We start from the raw sequence: 18143 nt of genomic DNA, 5'->3' as shown, positions 1-18143 counted from the left end.
CTTTGCGCAGGCGGGCGGCCTGGCTGTCGGTCTTCTCCCGGCATGAACCCCTGTGTCCAGGCTCCAGGGGTCACCTCATTATTGTTCAGACGTGTCCCACGGGGTGGGACGCGGTCTGCTGATTGCCAGGGGGTTGGGGATGGGTGCGGGTACGGAGCCGGACGGTTCGTCCAGGTCCGACGAGGAGTGGGAGCGGTTTCTGCGCGAGTCGGTGGCGGGTGCTGCCGACGCGCCCAAGGAGCCGTCGGCGCGGGCCCGCGACGTGGCGAAGCGGCTGCGCGAGGAGCCCGACCGCGGCATGGAGGGCTGGCGCAGCTACACGCCCGTGCGGCCCAAGCGGCGCACGGTCTGGCCCGTAGTCGGGCTGCTGGCCTCTCTGATCACGCTGCTGGGGCTGGTGGCACTCGGACCGGGACGGATAGTGGACCTGTTCGCCGGCGAGGAGTCCGACTCCGAACCGCTGGCGGCGGAGACCGCCCATCCCACCCAGGGCCCCCCGGCGCAGGGGGCCCAACGCCCCACCATGAAGGAACCGTTCCGCGGCTCGCCGGCGGCGAGCTGGGCGAACGGAGCGGAGGGGATCACCGTGCCGGAGGCCCGGGCGGTCGGCTGGATGGGCGCGGCCGAGGTCGAACGGGCCCTCGCCGGCAGCCGGGACTTCCTTGTCGCGTCCAGCCTGGACCGCGCGGTGCTGCGGGGCGAGCGCCCCGAGAAGGCGATTGCACTGATCAACCCGTACCAGAAGGACGTCCAAGACCTTCTGGAAACCGCTTTTCGAACCCCGACCGAGAAGAACGACCCCCTCCTCCTCTTCAGTCGCTTCCAGCCATCCCGCACCCAGCTGGTCGGCGACGTCGTGAAGACCCGGGGCCGGCTCACCTACCAGGAGGGCGAGCGCGGCGCGCTCCAGGTGACCGCCGACGTCACCTTCGTCTACCCGGTCACCCGCGCGAACGGGGGCGGCGACGACGACATCGTGCGCACGATCGTCCGGCGCGAGCTGGTCCTGAGCTGGGACGACCCTGCCCAGGTGATCACCAAGCCGGGCACGTTCTCGATCACCTCGTACAAATACAGCATGACCAACGGCGGCTGCGACACCTCCAAGGGGTACCTCACCCCGCCTTTCGGCAAGGACCGCCGGACGGACGGGGCCGGCACGAAGACCGACCCGTACGACCGCAGCGCGCCGGTCGGGGCTGGCGATTCCTCCGGGGACGGATGCGGGAGCGCGACGCGGTCCTGATGCGGAGGAGCCCAGACCGGTCCGTGACAGGTGATCACCGGGCCGGCCGCCCCAGAACCGCACCGGATGGATGAGCTGCACGGCGACACCGCGGAGGCGCCGATCCCGGTGGCCATCGAGACCAGCCGCGGCCTGCTGGTCGCCACGCTGCGGCAGGGCCTCCGGAAGATCTACGCGGTCAACCCGATGGCTGCCTCGCGCTACCGCGACCGGCAGGGTGTCAGCCGCAAGAAGGAGTACTTCCTGGCGATGATCGAGGCGTTCAGGGACAAGCCGGGAACCCTGACAAGCCGGGAACCCTGACCCGCCCCGATGCCCGCCGCATCCTCGCCGTCGCGCCCACGCCTGCTCTGGCCGCTATGCCGCCGATGCGGCAGCTGACGGCAACGCTCCGGCGAGCCGGCCGCCGCCGGGGCAGCGAAACGGACGCCGAACGAATCCAGCAGCTCTTCCGCGAGCAAGCCCCGGGGCGGTTTCCCCTCGTCGAGGACGCCATGGGCAAGCAGGCACGGGTCCTGCTGCTGCAGCCGGACGCGGCCCGCGGCGGTCGATGGCCTGGCGCGGGCGCGATGAATCGATCGCCTTCCCCGCAGAGCCGCTACGAGCAGGAGCAGCCGCTACGTGAACGGAACGGGACGGCTTGTCCAGGGGGCGACAGGAGCGACGGTCGTTCGGCCATGAGCCCCGAAGCGGAGACGATCGCTGCCCGGTCCATCGCCCCGGCCTCCGAGTGAGCGCAGCCCAGCCCAGCCCACATGACCAGGCCATACCGAAGGGTGCGACCATCGTCGGATGCGAGGGATCGATGAGCTGATCAATGTGGACGACCCGGCGTGGCCGGAGCTTCAGGGGATTCTCAGGGCGAGCTCCGTGCCGGTTCAGGTGCTGTCCGGAGACCTCAACGAGGGCCGCCGGTGCCTTCTGCAGATGCAGGTCAGCGCGCGATCGGTGCTGGGTGCACTGGCGTTGGACACCGGCGGATTGCTCGTGGATGACGGGTGGGTGCGAGTGTTCGGCGGGGGTCCGGGTTCGGTCGCGGACGGGCGACTCCCGAGTCTGGCGCAGGTCAACCGCTTCCCCACGGACTTCGACCCTGGCTGGCACCCCGCGACAGGTCTTGTCGTCGGCCACGACATTCTCGGAGGTGTCTTCGCGTTGAACGGTGGCGATCCCGCGGCAGCGGGCCGCCCTGGGGCACCCGGCCAGATGACGTACTTCGCTCCCGACACTCTGGAGTGGGAGGCGATGGAGATGGGCCACTCCGGGTGGGTCTCCTGGCTGCTCTCGGGCAGGCTGGAGACGTTCTATGACGGAATGCGCTGGCCCGGCTGGCGTGAGGAGACCGCGGCCCTGGCTTTCGGGCAGGGTCTTTCCGTGTTTCCGTTCCTGTGGTCCGAGGAAGCTCACGCCGATCTCGCGGCCACGAGTCGGCGGCCCGTGCCGATGCGCGAGGTGCTCGGAGTCGCGGCGGACTTCGCCCGACAGATGGGGTCGTCCGATCCTGGGTTCCTGGGCGACGTGTGACTGGCTTCGCTGTCGGTCCTGGTCCGTCAGCGAAGGTCCGGAGTCGGGCGACTGGAGCGGCGTGGTCGTGATGGGGCGGCGAACACCCCACGGCTTGACGGCTTAACCGCATGAGGTGTCTTTCCACGCGATAGCCGAGGGAAGAGGTCTGCTTCGGGTTCGGGGCCGACGGCGCCGTCAGGGGTGCATGGAGACACTCATGGACATCCAGCCAGGACTGCCCGGGACGGACAACTTTCAGCACTGGCCGCCGTGGCGGCCGCTCGTGGTCGAGACCGCCCGCCACGTCCTCGACTACACCGGCGGCACCCTGGTAATGCCCATGACCGTCCTGGTCGAGGAGTACTGGCGCGAGATCAGCTCGGGCCTCGCCCTGCGGATCGCAGAGGCCGTCAAGATGTGAGGGGCGTCGCTCGCTCCGGGAGGTCTGGGCGAATGCCGATCGGCCCGAGGCCTCACGTGCCAGAGCGAAGAAGGGGCTGAGGCTGAGGCTGAGGGCGGTTGGTGGCGGTGAGCGGTCAGTCCCGGGTGTGTCAGCGAGGGGCCGGCTGACCGGCCCGGCGGGACTGCCAGCGGGTGATTCGCCTGGTCATGAGAGGGATCGCGGCCAGGTGATCATCGATTCGGAGGGCGACCATGACGAACAGCGGCAGGCCCTTGGTATCGACGACGAGGTGCCGCTTGCGTCCGTAGCCGACCCTCCGGTCCGCCTCATCCGGGGTCCACCGCCCCCTCCTCCCCGGCGGATTCGGGACCGCGGCGAACCGCTCCTGAACGTCCTCGATCGATGCCAGGATCCGGTGGACCGTGAAGGACACCGAGGCCTGACGGTGTTCGGCGGGCCATCGCGAAGATGATCGTTCGCACGTTCCGGGTCCACGCCGAGCGGATGGCGACCACCGTCCCGCAGCTTGATCCTCACGTAGGGGGAGGGCCTACCGTCCCAGGTCATGAAGATCATCGTCCATGACACGGCGTCCGCCATGCTCGATCTCCTGCAGCGCCCGCTGGAGGAACGGCCCGACGCCCTGCGCGAGATGCTCAGCCCCCTGCAAAGCGCCATGTCCGCAATCGGTGACCTGGACATGGTCCAGATGCACCAAGCGGGCAGCGGCTTCCGGATCGACGTGGAGGATGCGCGCTACCTGACAGCCCTGCGGCAGATGCAGGACGCGCAGGTGTGGAACCAGATCGAGGACCGCCTCGCCGCGGCGTGGAGGCGGCTGAGCGCGGCGGTGCCGGGGATCAAGGCCGCCGAGACCGTGCACGTCGTCCTTGCGCTGGGCAACCCGGACGACGAGCTGCTGACGGTCCGTAACGGGGGCTACTTCGGGATGGGTGGCATTCCCGGGGCGATCCAGCTGACGATGTGGCCCACCGAGACCAGCCTCGCCAAGATCGGATACGCCGCCGCCCACGAGCTCCACCACAACGTGCGCTATGCCAACGTGGTCTGGGACCCGGCCACCGTCACGGTCGGCGAGCAGGTGGTGGCCGAGGGGCTGGCCGAGGCGTTCGTACGCGAGCTGGCCGGTGAAGACGCGATGGGGCCTTGGGCGACGAGGCTGTCCGGCCGGGAACTGGACCGGGTACAGGCCAAGGTGACAGCGGCGATCGACGTGGCCGGGATGTGGAACCTGCCCCCGTACGTGTACGGCGACGCCACCGCCCGACGCATGGGCTGCGAACCCGTCGGGCTGCCCGACGCCGCCGGATACGCGGCCGGCCTGCGCATCGTCGACGCCCACCTCACGGCCTCCGGGCTCACCGCGGCACAGAGCACCGCCCTGCCCGCCCGCGACGTCCTCGCGAACGCGGGCGTCCCGACCGGCACGTAGACACCGCTCTACGGCACCGACCGTTCCAGCCGCCCGCAGTTCGTCTCCGAGTCCCCCCGCCGTCGCCGAATCCCGAACGGCTCGCCTCTGTACCTACTGGTATGTACAGTATCCGCATGAGCACTCAGGACCGACTGATCGAGTCCACCCGCGAACTGCTGTGGGAACGCGGTTACGTGGGCACCAGCCCCAAGGCGATCCTGGAGCGCGCGGGCGCGGGCCAGGGCAGCATGTACCACCACTTCCAGGGCAAACCGGACCTCGCGCTGGCCGCGATCCGCCGCACCGCCGAGGAGCTGCGCGCCTCCGCGCAGAGCGCGCTGGATGGGCCCGGGACGCCGTACGAGCGGATCCGGGCCTATCTGGAGCGCGAACGCGACGTGTTGCGCGGCTGCCCCCTGGGCCGCCTGACGATGGACCCGGACGTGGTCGCGAACCAGGCTCTGCGGGCCCCGGTGGACGAGACGATCGCCTGGCTGCGTGAGCAGCTCGCCCGCATCGTCGAAGAGGGTCAGGAACAGGGCCAGTTCGCCCGGTCCCTCGACGCGCGGGAGATCGCCGCGACGGTCCTCGCCACGGTGCAGGGGGGCTACGTCCTGGCCCGCGCGTCGGGCTCGCCCGCGGCCTTCGACTCGGGGGTACGCGGTCTGCTCTGCCTTCTTCGACCGGCATTCTGAGGAGTTCCCGTATGCACATCACGACAAGGCGGCCCGACACCCTCCAGGGCCCGGCGGAGCACTTCACGGGCACGGTGTGGCTGGACGAGATGGCCGCCCCGGAGTCGCCGTCCCGGTTGCGGATGTTCAGCGTGCACTTCGCCCCCGGCGCGCACACCGCCTGGCACCGCCATCCGCACGGCCAGGTCCTGCACGTCCTGGAGGGCGAGGGACTGGTCCAGCGCGAGGGCGGTGACGTCACGGCGATCCGGGCGGGCGACACCGTGTGGATCGAGCCCGGCGAACGGCACTGGCACGGCGCCGCTCCCGCCACCTTCATGACGCATCTCGCCGTCGTGGAGGCGGCCGAGGACGGCTCGACCGTCGAGTGGCACGAACACGTGGGCCACTACCCCGCCTGAGAAAGGAGCTCACGATGCACGCCATGCAGTACGAGATGACCCTGCCCGCCGACTACGACATGGACGTCATCCGCGACCGTGTCCTGCGCCGCGGGCACGCCCTCGACCACTGGGACGGCCTCGCCTTCAAGACGTACCTGATGCGCGAGCGCGGGGTGCACGGTTCGCCGGTCAACCAGTACGCGCCGTTCTACCTCTGGAACACCACGGAGGGGATGAACGCCTTCCTGTGGGGAGGCCCCTTCCAGGGGCCCGTCAACGACTTCGGGCGGCCCGACGTGCGGCAGTGGACGGGCCTGGCCTACGAGGAGGGCGCCGCGGCCGGCTCTCCCGCCGTCGTCGCGGTGCGCCGGCGACAGCGGGTCCCGGAAGCCGTGCCGCTGTCCGAGTTCATGGAGGACGCGGTGCGCGAAGCGGGGCGACTTGCCGCGCGGGAAGGCGCCGTACTCGCCGCAGCCGCCGTCGACTCGCACCGCTGGGAGCTGGTCCACTTCTCGCTCTGGGACCACACGTCGCCCGAAGCCTCGGGCGACGTCTTCGAGGTGCTGCACGTATCGGCGCCCGGGAGGCACGAGCTGACGCGCGGACGGCAGTGGTAAACCGCGTCCGCACCGTCCTCGGAGACGTGCGCCCCGATGACCTCGGCGTCTGCGACGCCCACGACCACCTCTTCCTCCGCAGCCCGAAACTCCCCGGCCGGGAACTGGACGACGTCCCGGCCGCACGCTCCGAACTGGCCGCGTTCCGCGCCGCGGGCGGCGCGAGCGTCATCCAGTGGACGCCGTACGGCATGGGACGGAGGACCGCGGACCTGCCGCCGCTGTCCCGCGCGGCCGGGGTGCACGTGGTGTGCGCGACCGGGCTGCATCAAGCCGCCCACTACGACCCGGAGTTCCTCGACGCGCTGCGCGGCGGGCTCGCCGACGTCTTCGTCTCCGAACTGACCACGGGCATCGGCGCATCGGGCGTCCGCGCCGGGCTCATCAAGGTCGCGGGCGGCTTCCACGCCCTCGACGCGCACGCACACTGGACGATGGCCGCCGCGGCCGAGGCCCACCACGAGACAGGCGCGCCCATAGCCGTCCACCTGGAGCACGGCACGGGCGCACTCGACGTACTCGACCTGCTGTGTGACGAGCTGGAGGTCCCCCCTCACCGGGTGGTCCTCGGGCACCTCAACCGCTCGCCCGACCGCGTGGTGCAGCGCCAGGCCGCGGAGGCGGGCTGCTACCTGGCGTTCGACGGGCCCTCACTCGCCCATCACGCCACGGACTGGCGGATGCCCGACGCGATGAAGGCACTGGCCGAGGCCGGCTTCGGACACCGGCTGCTGCTCGGCGGGGACACCGTCGTCTCCGGGGCGCGGTCGGTCGACGGCGGCCCCGGGATGCCGTACCTGCTGCGCCGGGTGCGACCCCGGCTGGTGGCCGCCCTGGGTGCGGAGCTGGTGGATCACATCCTCACCCGGAACCCCGGGCGGGCCTTCGCCGTCGACTGGCCCTGAGCCGGTCGGTCCGGCTCGACCGGTGGGCGGGGTGAGGCTGAGCGGGACGTAGAGGGAGGTGCGCGCCGTGCTCAGGGCGGGTTTGCCGAATGTGGCGCCGAACGGCACCTTCGGCGGGGCGACGTACGGGCTGTACATCGAGGAGTACGCCAAGCTCGCCGCCCCCACGGCCCCCGACAGGGCCACGCCCCCCACCCCCAGCCGGCGCACCCGCGCGGCCGCCGGGCCCTCCCGTGACCGCTCAGGGCCTGCGGGACGGGTCCCAGGAGTGCCACAGGGACGCGTACGCCACAGGTTGGCGATGGTGCGTCCGGTGTAGGGGCGGGGCAGGTAGCGGGCCGCATGCTCCATGCGGGCCTCGAAGGGGAGGCCGGCCAGGAGCGCGTTGCCGACGGCGCCGGCGTGCGCGCTGTCGGTGAACGCCGCCTGGACCTGGACCGGGGTTGCGTCCTGTCCAGCGTCTCCGGCGGCACGGCCAACTGTCCGTGCCACGGAGGCAAGTTCAAGATCGCTGATGGCTCGGTGGCAGGTGGGCCGGCGCCGTCGCCGCTACCACCGAAACGGATCCGGGTATCGGGCGACTCGATCTGCCTCCTTGAGCAGCCCGCCCCGGCCTCACCCCTCACTGCTCACCCGCCATGAACGCTGTGATCGCGGAAGCAACCCGCCTCTGGCAGGAAGCCCGCGGACCGCAGCCCCTCTTCCCCCAACCCCCTACCCACAGAAGCCGCCTCGACCCGCGCACCATTTCAGACCCCCCTCCCCAACGCCTGGACAGCCCCGCTGGACAGGCTGGACGGACCCGCGCGGCTTCTTCGGCGCGACGCCGCGATTCGTCTGGTCCAGATGGCCCGCGGCGGATCACGGACGAGCGCGGGCCGCTACCTCGGCATCCCGCCCGGGACCCTGCGGTCCACCACTCTGCGAGTGCGCACCTGGCAGAAGCTGCCGGGCAACGCCGAGACATACCAGGCCTCCCTGCAACACGTGGCAGAGATCATCACGGCTGCTCCCCAACGCGGGTGAAGCCCCCACACGCCACCTGCGAGCGCGGGAAATGGAGATGCTGTTCCCTGACCTGCACAGGCAGGATCGCTCCATGCCGACCGATGTCAGCGGAATGATCGAATGCCGGCCTGGGGCCCGTCTATGGGGCCCCGACGACGAAGACTCCGTGTGGGAGGTCGCCATTGATCTTTTCCTCCTCAACAGGGGCAACGCCTACGACGGCCTGGCTTGCCTGTTCGGAGTCCGAAACTCCTTCGGCTTCCGTCCCCTGGCGGAAGGCCGTGGCTTTCCGGATGACGCCTCGGATGGGCTGCGAGGTGAGTTCGCAGGCTACGGCGGCCCCCGCGATGTGCACGGGACCACGTGGCTGACCTGGGCCGAGCTGAGCACCACGAACTGGCAGGAGACCAACACCTCAGGCACACGAACGCGCGCCTCAGCCGCAGGGAACGACACCGACTGGGGCCGCGTCTGGAGCGTCATGCGCATCCTCAGCGAGGTCCACGGAGCCGAGAACGTACGCCTTGTCGTCTGGTTCTGCTGACTCGCGGCTGAGCACCTGGTGGCACTGCCCTGCAGGTCGAACGCTCAGCGAACCAGGTCCAGATCTTCGACGCGCTCGGCCGCGAGACCTCGTCCTTCTCCGTCGGGGACGCCATCGAGCACCTGCTCGTGGACGAGTCCGGCCATATCTGGGTCGGGCACTTCGACGAGAACCCGGTGGGAATCCGCCGCTGGAGCGCCACCGGCCAGCTCGCCTGGACGCCAGACGGCGCCCCCATCCCGGGTCTCTTCGACTGCTACGCCCTGAACGTGTCGGGCACCGCGGCCTGGGCGTGCCCGTACACGGACTTCCCGCTCGTCGAGATACGCCCCAACCGCTCCGACCGGCCCGTGAGAGTGTGGGCGAACCGCGTACGGGGCGCCCATGCGGTGGCCGTCCACGGCGAGCGGGTGGCCTTCTACGGCGGCTACGGCGAGGAGCGGGACCGACTCGCCCACGGAGAGATCACCGAAACATCCGTCGAGCCCACGGACGTCGGCCTGCTCACCCTGCCCGACGGCCCTGCCCCCGGCCGCCGGCGGGTCGTCGGCCGAGGAAGCAGGATCTACGTCCAGGCCGAGCCGTTCACTACGTGGGGCGTGTTCGACCTCAGCAGCTGACATCCAGCACTGGAAAGAGCGAAGGGCGCGAGGCGTGGCACTGTGCTTCGGATTGGTAGTGGACTTCGGCGACGATGCGAGGGCCGCTCGGGCAGCCTCATGCGTTGAGCCGTGGCCGTACACGCTCCGCGCCGGTGCCCTTCGGATCCCTCTGCACCGGCCCATGCTGTCGACTGCCGGGCCATCTATGCAGGTGGCGGTTCTGCCAGTGGCTGTGGGCTTTGGAGTTGTGGCCGATGGAAGTCTGCCACGGTTCGACCTCACCGAGACTGAGCTGGAGGAGCTCGGGCGTGGCCTTTACGGACTGCTCGCACGATTCGAGGGTTACCGCACGGCCATGGTCGGCTGGGACCCAGAGTGCTTCCTCGACGTCGACGACCTGGCTGCGGACTGGGCGGAGGAACTCTCTCACGGCACCTTGCCCGGCCTGGTCCTTGCCGAGCATCTCCGTAACCGGCTTCCCCTCGGGCCAGCCTGGGTTCCCTTCAGCCCGGGATACGTGTGGCTTCCTTACACGCAGCAGTGATTCCCCGCCGCCGACATCGACGGCCGCACTGTGCGCTTCAGTTGGCGATCAGCGCCAACTGAAGCGCACAGGCACACCCGTTGTGACTGAGGACTGGACCTGTCCCATGCGCACTGGAACTGTCGAGCTGTGCATTCATGTTGGCGGGCGGCCAGCGGCACCGAAATGAGCGATCAGCCCGTCTTGACGCCACTGCGTGCACGTCCACTCCCGCGCGGACGTGTGGTGTGATGTCCGCGGCTCAGGTGACGGGCACACGCGACGAACGGGGGACGCAGTGTCTGGCAGGCAAGAGACTCCAGGGACGATCTCCAGTACCCCACGGTTGCTGGCAGGTGCGTTGACACGCGAGTCGGGCCGCGCCGGGCAGCTGCTGGCTGCCGGGGAGTGGCTCCCCGCTGCGGCGGACACGGCCGCGGCGGCCAGGGTCCTTGCCCGCCTCTCCGCCCCGCTCCCCGCCCGCAGGGCCGGCAGTGCACGGGCGCGGGCCGTGGACCGAGACCGGCGGCTCCAGCGGATCTGGCGCACCGCAGTTCACCACCTTGACGCAGGTGAGGTCAGTCCACCAGCCGCCGCCCTCCTGGCCGCTGTCGCTCGCGCCTTCCTGCCGTGGTTCGCCGCCCCGAATCCGCCAGCCGCTGCGGCGGCTCCGCGCTACCCGACTGGCCAGGGCACGGCAGACGGCTTGCCGGTCCCCCTGGCCGATGCGGGCGAAGCCCTCCTACCCGACTTGATCGCGCTGTTCGCCGCACTGGCGGCCCCGATTCCGTCCGGGACCAGCTCGCGGACGCCCGCAGCCGTTTCCTGGCAGGTCCAGTACGCGGGCCGGTTCCGGCACTACGAGAGACCTGCCCACGACGTGTGGACGGCCAAGACCGTCCGCTGCTCCAGATGCGCGAATGCGGACGGCCCATGGACCGTGGCCTGCGACTGGCATGTGGTGACCCTGGGCTGCCCGTGCGGGCTGGTGACCGACCGGCACGGCCTCAAGGTCTCCGAAGTCATCCTCGTTCTGCCGGACATGTGAGCAGGCGGCGCCTGCCGCTCGCAGGGCCGATCGAAGCCAGCCACCTCGCGAGTAGACCCTTGCTCGGCACCACCGTGCGGACCCCGTCGAGCCCGATCCGATGTCGGGCCCTTGGCATGCGAACGCTGAAGAACTGAGCATCGAAGTTGTCCGCCCGTGCCATCTATCGTGCTCGGTCACACCTCCTCTCCGACGAAAGCTCGGCGGCCACCAAGCCGAGCACGTTCATCCGTACCTTGCCGAGCACCTCAATGAGTACGCCGACAGGAGCAGACCCGCGCCCGCCACGGGCGAGGAGAACTCACCCCGGTCTCCGAGCAGCCGGCCGAGGAACGCCAGGCTGTCGGACGGAGCGGCAACGCCCGCCACCGTGAGACCGCTGCCCGCCCTGAGGTACGCGCCATCCACCGGGCAGCGGTCGCCAAGGGGCGCAGCCAGGCCCACGCCAACGAGCGCGCGGCCCTGGACGCCATCTTCCACGAGCTCCTGCGCTGCCAGGTCCGTGGAGATCCGACCCTGGTGGTCCTGGACACCCAGAGCGTCCACGCGGCCGCCGGGGTCCCCGCCTCCACGACCGGCCGGGATCCGGCAAAGCGGGTCCCGGGCCGCAAGCGGGGCCTGGCCGTGGACGTGCTCGGCCTGGTCATCGCGGTGGCCGTCCTCGCAGCGGACGCGCACGACAACCCAGCGGGCGTCGCCCTGCTGGACCCGGTCGCCGAACATACCGGCGGAAGCGCCCGGAAGGCCCTTGTCGACCAGGGCTTCAAGAACCAGGTCGCCGCGCAGGAGCCGGCCTGGGCATCGACGTCGAGATCGTCGCGCGCAACCCGCAGGAGAGGTGGTTCGTTCCGCCGCCGAAGCGGTGGAGGGTCGAGCAGACCTACGGAATCCTGACACTGCACCGGCGTCTGGTCCGCGACTACGAACACCACCCGGCCTCGTCCGTCTCCCGCGTGTACTGGGCCATGACCCAGGTCATGGCCCGCCGCCTCACCGGCGAGAGCACCTCCACGTGGCGCGAGCTGCGGAAGGTGAGCGCGTGAACCTCCAGCCGTTGCTCGACGCGCTGGTCATCCAGGAGGAAGCCGCCCGGGGTCTGGCCGACGACCTCCGCACGCAGATCGGCGAACTACAGGCCCGGCTGCGCGAGGCCGAAACCCACCTCGAAACCTCTCGATCACACGGAAGACGGTCACCGGTCTCGCCGACCGGCTCCCAGCCGCCCCGCCGGACCTGCCCGAGCACCCGGACCACCCCCGCATCCTCGGCATCTTCAACGAGGCCGCCGGCCCCCTTGGTGCTGGTCGAGGCGTTGGAGACAGGCGGCGGCCTGGTCAGGATCACGATGGTCCGCCCGGGCTGCGGGCAGGAATCGACGCAGGTCTCCGGGCTGACGGTGCGCTACCAGCGGCGTATCCCGGCCCTGCAGAAGGTGATCGCGGCGGTCGCGATAACCCTGGCCGGGAGAGCCGGGGCCCACGCCACAACCGGGTCGAGGCCGGTGAGCGGGGAGCGGCGGCCCGCCGGGTTGCGGCCACCGGCCCACCTGTGGCGGTCGTGAGGGAAGCCGAGATGGCCTCGTACGGCTGTCGGCGGGGAAGGCTTGGGGCGGCGATCCCCTGGAGCGCCTTGCTGCCGACGCAGGACGCCGTCGGCAGCAAGGCGTCAGGCGGACGCGATGCTGTCCGCGTCGAACGACGATCAGAGAACCTCACCGGCTGCTGGACAGGCCAGCCGCGAGGTTGTGTTCCGCCAGGGCCTCTATCGTTGCCGAACGGACGGTCTGCGAGGCAGCCGGCGGTGCCACCGCGACCGGTTCGCCGTAGGCGTCGAGCCAGAAGTCGACCGGCGTCGGGGCGAACGTGGGAATCTTCACGACGAGCTTGTGCGGGTACGGCTTCTCGCCGTCCTTGACGTACGCGGTCACGTAGCTGGGGTCCTCGCCCCGGCGCAGCGGGACGAGGCGCTCGCCGTTCTCGGTGATCTCGGGCTCACGGGTGGCGTGCTGGCCGGGTTTCGCCAGCTCGTCCGTGACGGCGCGCAAGGGGGTCAAGGCGCACATGCTGGAGGTAGTCCTCACGCCATCTCATCCAGGTGCGGCCCCCGCGTTCGACGGCAACTCGGAAGAACCCGTTCTGGGCGTCGACGCGGCAGTTCTTGTCGCGGTCGACGGATATCTCGACTCTGCTCCCCATGGCGACCGCGGACCTGGCCGTGACACGTACCGACGGCGCGTCCCTGAACAACCGCATGGATTCGGACAGCAGCGCGCCGTCGGTGCTCTGCTTGGTGTTGCCCGCGCTGCTCGCCCCGCCCTCGCAGCCCGTCAGAGCCAGCACCATGCCCGCCGCCGCGCCCGATACCGCCAGACGCCTTGCCCTGCTCGTCACCGCAAGCTTCTTCTTTCGCTCTGAATTTTGATCACTTCACCTGAAAATTCCAGGCATCGTTCGCCTCGCTGGTGGAACACCTCCGCCGCCCTCGCGCGGTGGGGAGGAGCGGCCTCAGCTCTTGGTGACTCGGATGACGACGGTGCCGCACACCTTGTCGGCGAAGGTCTGCTTCTTGATGTCCCACAGCGGCCACAGCCAGCCGATGTGGCAGGGGAGGCTGTCGAGGATGTGGGCCAGCTTGCGGACGAAGGCCATGCCGAAACCGAGCGTGCTGCCGTCGGTTTCGCGGCGCAGGCTGATGCCGACCGCCTTCTTGCCGATGGTCTGGCCGGTGGAGCCCTCCTTGAAGAGCTGGAAGAAGCCCATGGCGACCGCGTACACGATGCCGACCATGAAGAAGACGCCGGGTTCGGCCTTGTCCGGGTCGGCAGCGGTGGCGAGGTCGACGAAGCCCAGGGCGTACATCGGGCCGATGACGATCAGCGTGTCGAGCAGGTCCGCCCCGACGCGCAGTCCCCAGTGGGCCAGCTCGGGCATACCGCCCGGCATGCCGGGAGCGGGCATGGAGCCGTACGGAGCGGGCTGCTGGGGGTACCCGTACTGCGGGGCGGCCTGCTGTGGGTACCCGTAGCCGTACTGCGGGGGCACGCCCTGCGGGGCCTGCTGAGGGTAACCATGCTGGGCCTGCGGGGGCTGCTGGCCGTACGGGTTGTTCGGGTCGCCGAAGCTCATGGTGAGATCTCTTCGTTCTGGGTAAGCGGGGACGATGTGGGCCGAGTGGGGGAACGCACGTCGACTGGTCAGCACTGGCCCATCCCCCCGGACACCTGCACTGGAGGATTTCACGCCGCACCGACACCCACCTGGCCGGGGCGACGTACGAACCTCGGCGAGGGGGGAATCGACGTCAGGAACGTCTCTGCCGGTCGGGCGCCAACGGGCTGCCACCTGGGCGGGCACGGCTGCCGTGACGAGGCCTTGACCACGGAAGACAGCCCGCACCGCCGGGGCACAGCCGAGGTCGAGCGCACCGCGACGGCTGATGGAGCCAAGTCCTCTGCCCGACGTGTCGAGTGCTGCTGCCCTACAGTCCCTCCGCAGCACCACGCACGTCGTCACTGTCAGTCGAGGACGTCGGGGATCGGGTCGGTGTTGCTGCGCTGGAGGGCGGTCTTGGAGCCGGCGGCGGGGCCGAGGGCCCAGTCGGAGAGGGCCATGGAGTCCATGTAGCGTTCCTCGTCGTTCAGCAGGACCCCGATGACGGTTTTGCCGTTGCGGGTGACGGAGAAGACGAGGCACTTGCCGGCAGGGGTGGTGGTACCGGTCTTGATGCCGATCGCGCCCGGGTACGCGTAGCCGGTCGGGCGCGGCTGGATCAGGAGGTTGGTGTTGCTCCATGCGGCGACGGCGGCGGTTCCGCCGGTGCTGTAGGTGGTGGTCTTCACCAGGGTCTGGAACAGGGTGTTGGTCATCGCGTGCTGGGTGAGCTTTGCGAGGTCGCGCGGGCTGGTGAGGTTCTTGCCGGTGGGCGAGATGCCGTCGAAGGAGTCGTAGACGGTGTTGGCCATGCCCAGCTCCTTCGCCTTGGCGTTCATCTTGGCGATGAAGTCCGCCGTGCGGGCCGCCATGGTCGTACCCGTACCGAGGGCGTCCGCGAGGGCGTATGAGGCGTCGGACCCGGACGGCAGCATCGTGCCGTACAGCAGCTGACGGACCGTCGGTGTCGCCCCGGCCTTGAGCTGAGCCGAACTCGCCCCCTCGCGGGCGACGTAGTCCAGGTACTCCTGCTTGACCGTGACCTTCTGGTCGAGGTTGAGGCCCGGCAGGGTGGTGACCACCACGGCGGTCATGATCTTGGTGGTGCTGGCCATCGGGCGCTTGGTGTCGGCGTTCTTGGCCATGAGCGTGGTGCCGTTGGTGCCGTTGATGACGATCGCGCCGGCTGCGGTGAGGGTCGGCGCGGGCGCGGCCTGGGCGGGTGCCGTGGCCGTGAGCAGGGCACCGGTGGCGATGGTCACTGCGAGCGCGCCCCTGGCGCGCCGCATCAGGTTGGAGATCACTTCTGTCCTTGATCGTGTTGAAGAACCCCGGACGGGACGGGAGGTGCCCGCAAGGGCGCGTCCGGGAAACGCATGCCGGACCATTGCGTTGCTGTCAGCTGAAGCCGCCGTGATCCGGTGGGCGGGCGCCGCCGCACGCAGCAGGCGTCCCGGCTGCGTGTGACGACGGGGCGCCGGGTCCTGGGTCAGAGCTGGACGCCCACGCCCTCGAAGGTGCCGTTGCCCCTGCCGCGGTGGAAGGACATCTTGTTGCCCTTCCAGCTGACGATGTCGAGCTTGCCGTCGCCGTCGCCGTCGCCGTCACCGGTGACGATCTTCAGGTCCGTCCAGGTGCCGGCCGCGGCCAGACCGCCGGAGTCCAGGGTCCCGGCGGCGTTGCCGGTCCAGCGGACCAGGGCGCCGTTGTCCCAGACGCCTACGACGTCGTCACGGCCGTCGCCGTTGAAGTCACCGGTGCCGAGGATGATGACGTTCTGGAAGGAGGCGTCGGGCCAGATCTTCTTGCCGCCGCCGAAGTCGAGCTGGCCGTTGCTGCCGACCTTGTAGGCGTACAGCTCGCCGTTGGGGCGGGTCGCCAGGACGCCGTCCTTGGGGCTGGCGGGGTCGAGCTTGTAGCGGGTGAGGTGCTTGAGCTGGGCCCAGGTGGCGTTCTGCGGGCTGAGGGTGACGGTGGTGGCGAAGGTGCCGTCGCCCTTGCCGGCGTGCAGGAGGATGCGGTCGCTCTCCCAGACGGCGGCGATGTCGCGCTTTCCGTCGCCGTTGAAGTCGCCGGCGAAGACACGCTGGACGGTCTTCCACACGCCCGGGGTTCCGACGGCCGTCGAGGTCGGCTCGAAAGTGCCCTCGGCGCGGCCGCGGTAGACCTGGAGGGTGCCGTTCTTGTCGACGGCGGCCAGGTCGGCCTTGCCGTCGCTGTTGAAGTCGGCCAGGACACGGTGGTCGGTCAGGTTGCCGGTGTCGGGACCCGGCACGGTGACATTGCCCTTGACCCACTGCCCGAGGTCGTCGACACGGACGGCACGGGCCCCCGCCGCGTCTCCCCTTCGGGGGCACCGAGGCAGGACCCAAGCCATGAACCGGTCGTCAGGGCGACCAGCTCCTGCTGCCCCGCGTTCTCACGCGTGAGCGGCCCACCGGCGTCGCCCTGGCACAGCGCCGCCTCACCGACGGGCTCGAGGTCCACGACAGCGTCGGCGGTGGTGGCGGTGACGTTGAACTGCCCGCTGTTCAGCAGCCCCGGAACCCAACTGGTCTTGGTACGCCCGAAACCGGCACTGAGCAGCGCCTGCCCAGCAGCCGGGGCCTGGCCCGCCAGCACCGCCGGGGCCACATTGGCCACCGGCGCACCCAGCTTGAGCAGGGCGACGTTGCGCTCCGCGTGGACGACCACATCGGTGGCCTCCACGACGGCCCCGGTGGTGCCGTTGTCCAGGTCCGCGCGGCCGACGGTGACGGTGGTCTTGTCCTGGAGCTTGCCGCTGGCAGGTCTGGCGCTGGTGGCCGAAACGCAGTTGGCCGCGGTGAGGACGTAGCTCTTGTCGACCAGGACACCCGAGCAGCCCTTGAGGTGGTCACCGAAGACGATCTTAGCGGTGAAGGCGCGGCTGCCGTCGGTGACGGGCGAGCCGGACAGGGGGGAGGCGGGCGTAGCGGTGAGCACGATCGCGGTGGCCGCGGCTGCGGCAGCTGCGGCCGCATCCCGCGGGTGACGGGAACGGTGGGAAGGCATCAGCAAATGTCTTTCGGAAGAGTACGTGCGTGGCTTGCGCGGTCGCGGTCGTTGGTGACGAGTACACGTGAAGGACGCGCTCCAGCGCCGCGCGGACGACGCCGCCGGTCGTCGTCACCTGCGCCGCGCTGCGGGCGCGTTCGGCCAGCGCCTCGGGCGGCGCCGTGGAGCGCCCTGCGGCGGGCCCGGGGCCCCAGCGGCAGCTGGGCAACCGGTTCGACGCCGAGGACGCGGTGCACATCACATTCGAGGTGGTGGTGCGGATCTGGCCGCAAGTGGTGGCGATGGAGTATCCGGCGTCCTACGCCTGGAAGGTCCTCAAGAACCGGATCGCCGATGTCCTGCGCGAGCGCGCGCGGGTCAGCCCGGTCGAGGACGACCGCCTGGCCGAGGAGCTCGACCGGCAGGTACTGGGCACGGGCCCGTTCGAGCGGGCCGCGGTCCGCCTCAGCGTGGAGGAGGCACTGCGCCGGCTGCCGGAGCGGCAGCGGGAAGCGGTCGTCCTTCACCGGATGGTGGGGATGAGCACCGAGGAGACCGCCGAGGTGATGGGGGTCAAAGAGGGGTGTAGGCGGCCCGCTGGTCTTGGCTGGTCGGCTGGCGCCATCCGGGGGAAAACCCGCACGTCGCAGTTTGCTTCGAGTCCGTCGGACGGCTGGGTCGCCATGCTGTCCGTTGATGCGCAGGCTTCGGTACCAGGGACGGAAGGTCGGTCGAGTGAAGCTCACCAGACGGTTTGCCACGATCAGCGCCGCTGCGACGGCGACGCTGCTCCTCAGCGCCGGCGGCGCCCAGGCTGATGGCGACGGGGGACTCCTTTCGCTGCTGGGTAACTCGCCGCTCATCCAGGTCTGCTACCCGATGAGCCAAGTCGGAGGAATCGGCAACAGCAACACTGGCGCCCAGAGCAACAGCTGCAACCAGAACGCCCAGGCGACGACAACCCCGGCGAACGGCACCGCGGGCGTAACGGGTGCTGAGGCGGTCACAGGCGACCCTGTGGAGGTCCCCCCGGGCCAGCACCGCGGAGCTCTGGCACAGTGCCC

Annotated in this window: 21 protein-coding genes and 3 pseudogenes; 18 read left to right on the top strand and 6 right to left on the bottom strand. The window is 70.2% G+C overall.

Annotated elements, in window-relative coordinates; translation table 11 throughout:
• The first annotated feature begins 139 nt into the window (after window positions 1–139).
• The 4 genes and pseudogenes from ACZ7IF_RS28625 to ACZ7IF_RS28610 all read left to right on the top strand — a co-directional run.
• The gene (locus ACZ7IF_RS28625) at window positions 140–1246 is read left to right on the top strand and encodes a hypothetical protein (RefSeq protein WP_470977025.1); all 1107 of its coding nucleotides are present in this window, start codon (window positions 140–142) and stop codon (window positions 1244–1246) included.
• Window positions 1247–1312: 66 nt separating this feature from the next.
• The gene (locus ACZ7IF_RS28620; RefSeq protein WP_470977022.1) at window positions 1313–1549 is read left to right on the top strand and encodes a hypothetical protein; all 237 of its coding nucleotides are present in this window, start codon (window positions 1313–1315) and stop codon (window positions 1547–1549) included.
• Window positions 1550–2038: 489 nt separating this feature from the next.
• Entirely contained in the window at window positions 2039–2770 is a 732-nt protein-coding gene (locus ACZ7IF_RS28615; protein ID WP_470977019.1) for a DUF2625 domain-containing protein, read from the top strand.
• Window positions 2771–2957: 187 nt separating this feature from the next.
• Window positions 2958–3143 (top strand): annotated as a pseudogene (locus ACZ7IF_RS28610) (ATP-binding protein); the annotation flags it as partial.
• Between the two features lie 160 nt (window positions 3144–3303).
• Here ACZ7IF_RS28610 and ACZ7IF_RS28605 read toward each other — a convergent pair.
• Window positions 3304–3603 (bottom strand): annotated as a pseudogene (locus ACZ7IF_RS28605) (DUF6192 family protein); the annotation flags it as partial.
• 117 nt (window positions 3604–3720) lie between these two features.
• Here ACZ7IF_RS28605 and ACZ7IF_RS28600 point away from each other — a divergent pair.
• The 12 genes and pseudogenes from ACZ7IF_RS28600 (at window position 3721) to ACZ7IF_RS28545 (ending at window position 12476) form a co-directional block, all read left to right on the top strand.
• Window positions 3721–4608 carry a DUF2268 domain-containing putative Zn-dependent protease gene (locus tag ACZ7IF_RS28600; protein ID WP_470977016.1) on the top strand — a complete coding sequence of 296 codons (888 nt, stop codon included), beginning with the start codon at window positions 3721–3723 and terminating at the stop codon, window positions 4606–4608.
• A 101-nt stretch (window positions 4609–4709) separates the two neighbouring features.
• Complete coding sequence (locus ACZ7IF_RS28595) at window positions 4710–5285, top strand: TetR/AcrR family transcriptional regulator (protein ID WP_470977013.1); 576 nt, start codon at window positions 4710–4712, stop codon at window positions 5283–5285.
• An 11-nt stretch (window positions 5286–5296) separates the two neighbouring features.
• On the top strand, window positions 5297–5686 hold the full coding sequence (locus ACZ7IF_RS28590) for a (R)-mandelonitrile lyase (protein ID WP_470977010.1): 390 nt from the start codon (window positions 5297–5299) through the stop codon (window positions 5684–5686).
• 14 nt (window positions 5687–5700) lie between these two features.
• Window positions 5701–6285, top strand: coding sequence for a DUF4865 family protein (locus ACZ7IF_RS28585; RefSeq protein ID WP_470977007.1), 585 nt, complete (start codon window positions 5701–5703; stop codon window positions 6283–6285).
• Window positions 6279–7190, top strand: coding sequence for a phosphotriesterase family protein (locus ACZ7IF_RS28580; RefSeq protein ID WP_470977004.1), 912 nt, complete (start codon window positions 6279–6281; stop codon window positions 7188–7190). The genes ACZ7IF_RS28585 and ACZ7IF_RS28580 overlap by 7 nt, the downstream gene beginning before the upstream one ends.
• Before the next feature lie 342 nt (window positions 7191–7532).
• On the top strand, window positions 7533–7832 hold the full coding sequence (locus tag ACZ7IF_RS28575; protein ID WP_470977001.1) for a Rieske (2Fe-2S) protein: 300 nt from the start codon (window positions 7533–7535) through the stop codon (window positions 7830–7832).
• Between the two features lie 415 nt (window positions 7833–8247).
• Window positions 8248–8742 (top strand): hypothetical protein, encoded by a 495-nt coding sequence (locus ACZ7IF_RS28570; protein ID WP_470976998.1) that lies wholly within the window; start codon window positions 8248–8250, stop codon window positions 8740–8742.
• A gap of 128 nt (window positions 8743–8870) precedes the next feature.
• Window positions 8871–9362, top strand: a complete 492-nt coding sequence (locus tag ACZ7IF_RS28565) for a hypothetical protein (RefSeq protein ID WP_470976995.1) — start codon at window positions 8871–8873, stop codon at window positions 9360–9362.
• Between the two features lie 163 nt (window positions 9363–9525).
• Window positions 9526–9888, top strand: a complete 363-nt coding sequence (locus ACZ7IF_RS28560) for a hypothetical protein (protein WP_470976992.1) — start codon at window positions 9526–9528, stop codon at window positions 9886–9888.
• A 730-nt stretch (window positions 9889–10618) separates the two neighbouring features.
• Window positions 10619–10915, top strand: a complete 297-nt coding sequence (locus ACZ7IF_RS28555; RefSeq protein ID WP_470976989.1) for a hypothetical protein — start codon at window positions 10619–10621, stop codon at window positions 10913–10915.
• A 465-nt stretch (window positions 10916–11380) separates the two neighbouring features.
• Window positions 11381–11958, top strand: a pseudogene (locus ACZ7IF_RS28550) (transposase); the annotation flags it as partial.
• The gene (locus ACZ7IF_RS28545) at window positions 11955–12476 is read left to right on the top strand and encodes a hypothetical protein (protein WP_470976986.1); all 522 of its coding nucleotides are present in this window, start codon (window positions 11955–11957) and stop codon (window positions 12474–12476) included. The pseudogene ACZ7IF_RS28550 and the gene ACZ7IF_RS28545, both read left to right, overlap by 4 nt.
• 150 nt (window positions 12477–12626) lie before the next feature.
• On the opposite strand, the gene ACZ7IF_RS28540 is transcribed toward ACZ7IF_RS28545, so the two are convergent.
• On the bottom strand, window positions 12627–12968 hold the full coding sequence (locus ACZ7IF_RS28540) for a hypothetical protein (protein ID WP_470976983.1): 342 nt from the start codon (window positions 12966–12968) through the stop codon (window positions 12627–12629).
• 140 nt (window positions 12969–13108) lie between these two features.
• On the opposite strand from ACZ7IF_RS28540, the gene ACZ7IF_RS28535 reads away from it, so the two are divergent.
• Complete coding sequence (locus tag ACZ7IF_RS28535; protein WP_470976980.1) at window positions 13109–13336, top strand: hypothetical protein; 228 nt, start codon at window positions 13109–13111, stop codon at window positions 13334–13336.
• A gap of 83 nt (window positions 13337–13419) precedes the next feature.
• Here the strand turns inward: ACZ7IF_RS28535 and ACZ7IF_RS28530 are convergent, their stop codons facing one another.
• The 4 genes from ACZ7IF_RS28530 to ACZ7IF_RS28515 form a co-directional block, all read right to left on the bottom strand.
• Entirely contained in the window at window positions 13420–14040 is a 621-nt protein-coding gene (locus ACZ7IF_RS28530; protein ID WP_470976977.1) for an RDD family protein, read from the bottom strand.
• A gap of 389 nt (window positions 14041–14429) precedes the next feature.
• A complete protein-coding gene (locus ACZ7IF_RS28525) occupies window positions 14430–15353 on the bottom strand; it encodes a D-alanyl-D-alanine carboxypeptidase family protein (protein ID WP_470977193.1) in 924 nt (307 codons plus the stop codon).
• A gap of 200 nt (window positions 15354–15553) precedes the next feature.
• Window positions 15554–16339, bottom strand: a complete 786-nt coding sequence (locus ACZ7IF_RS28520) for an FG-GAP repeat domain-containing protein (protein ID WP_470976974.1) — start codon at window positions 16337–16339, stop codon at window positions 15554–15556.
• Window positions 16312–17097, bottom strand: a complete 786-nt coding sequence (locus tag ACZ7IF_RS28515) for a trypsin-like serine protease (RefSeq protein WP_470976971.1) — start codon at window positions 17095–17097, stop codon at window positions 16312–16314. The genes ACZ7IF_RS28520 and ACZ7IF_RS28515 overlap by 28 nt, the downstream gene beginning before the upstream one ends.
• Window positions 17098–17261: 164 nt before the next feature.
• On the opposite strand from ACZ7IF_RS28515, the gene ACZ7IF_RS28510 reads away from it, so the two are divergent.
• Window positions 17262–17897, top strand: a complete 636-nt coding sequence (locus tag ACZ7IF_RS28510; protein WP_470976968.1) for a sigma-70 family RNA polymerase sigma factor — start codon at window positions 17262–17264, stop codon at window positions 17895–17897.
• The last annotated feature ends 246 nt before the right edge of the window (window positions 17898–18143 follow it).

It is taken from the genome of Streptomyces sp. NPDC037421, assembly GCF_055602105.1.
This window is presented reverse-complemented; position numbering and strand designations above follow the sequence as displayed.

What these genes read in the sequence shown, in the direction of transcription:
- ACZ7IF_RS28590 (WP_470977010.1), top strand. Translation starts at nt 5,297, where the DNA reads ATGCACATCACGACAAGGCGGCCCGACACCCTCCAGGGCCCGGCGGAG.
- ACZ7IF_RS28620 (WP_470977022.1), top strand. Translation starts at nt 1,313, where the DNA reads ATGGATGAGCTGCACGGCGACACCGCGGAGGCGCCGATCCCGGTGGCC.
- ACZ7IF_RS28515 (WP_470976971.1), bottom strand. Translation starts at nt 17,097, where the DNA reads ATGCCTTCCCACCGTTCCCGTCACCCGCGGGATGCGGCCGCAGCTGCC.
- ACZ7IF_RS28585 (WP_470977007.1), top strand. Translation starts at nt 5,701, where the DNA reads ATGCACGCCATGCAGTACGAGATGACCCTGCCCGCCGACTACGACATG.
- ACZ7IF_RS28600 (WP_470977016.1), top strand. Translation starts at nt 3,721, where the DNA reads ATGAAGATCATCGTCCATGACACGGCGTCCGCCATGCTCGATCTCCTG.
- ACZ7IF_RS28625 (WP_470977025.1), top strand. Translation starts at nt 140, where the DNA reads ATGGGTGCGGGTACGGAGCCGGACGGTTCGTCCAGGTCCGACGAGGAG.
- ACZ7IF_RS28615 (WP_470977019.1), top strand. Translation starts at nt 2,039, where the DNA reads ATGCGAGGGATCGATGAGCTGATCAATGTGGACGACCCGGCGTGGCCG.
- ACZ7IF_RS28570 (WP_470976998.1), top strand. Translation starts at nt 8,248, where the DNA reads ATGGAGATGCTGTTCCCTGACCTGCACAGGCAGGATCGCTCCATGCCG.
- ACZ7IF_RS28535 (WP_470976980.1), top strand. Translation starts at nt 13,109, where the DNA reads ATGGCGACCGCGGACCTGGCCGTGACACGTACCGACGGCGCGTCCCTG.
- ACZ7IF_RS28595 (WP_470977013.1), top strand. Translation starts at nt 4,710, where the DNA reads ATGTACAGTATCCGCATGAGCACTCAGGACCGACTGATCGAGTCCACC.
- ACZ7IF_RS28575 (WP_470977001.1), top strand. Translation starts at nt 7,533, where the DNA reads ATGCTCCATGCGGGCCTCGAAGGGGAGGCCGGCCAGGAGCGCGTTGCC.
- ACZ7IF_RS28530 (WP_470976977.1), bottom strand. Translation starts at nt 14,040, where the DNA reads ATGAGCTTCGGCGACCCGAACAACCCGTACGGCCAGCAGCCCCCGCAG.
- ACZ7IF_RS28560 (WP_470976992.1), top strand. Translation starts at nt 9,526, where the DNA reads ATGCTGTCGACTGCCGGGCCATCTATGCAGGTGGCGGTTCTGCCAGTG.
- ACZ7IF_RS28525 (WP_470977193.1), bottom strand. Translation starts at nt 15,353, where the DNA reads ATGCGGCGCGCCAGGGGCGCGCTCGCAGTGACCATCGCCACCGGTGCC.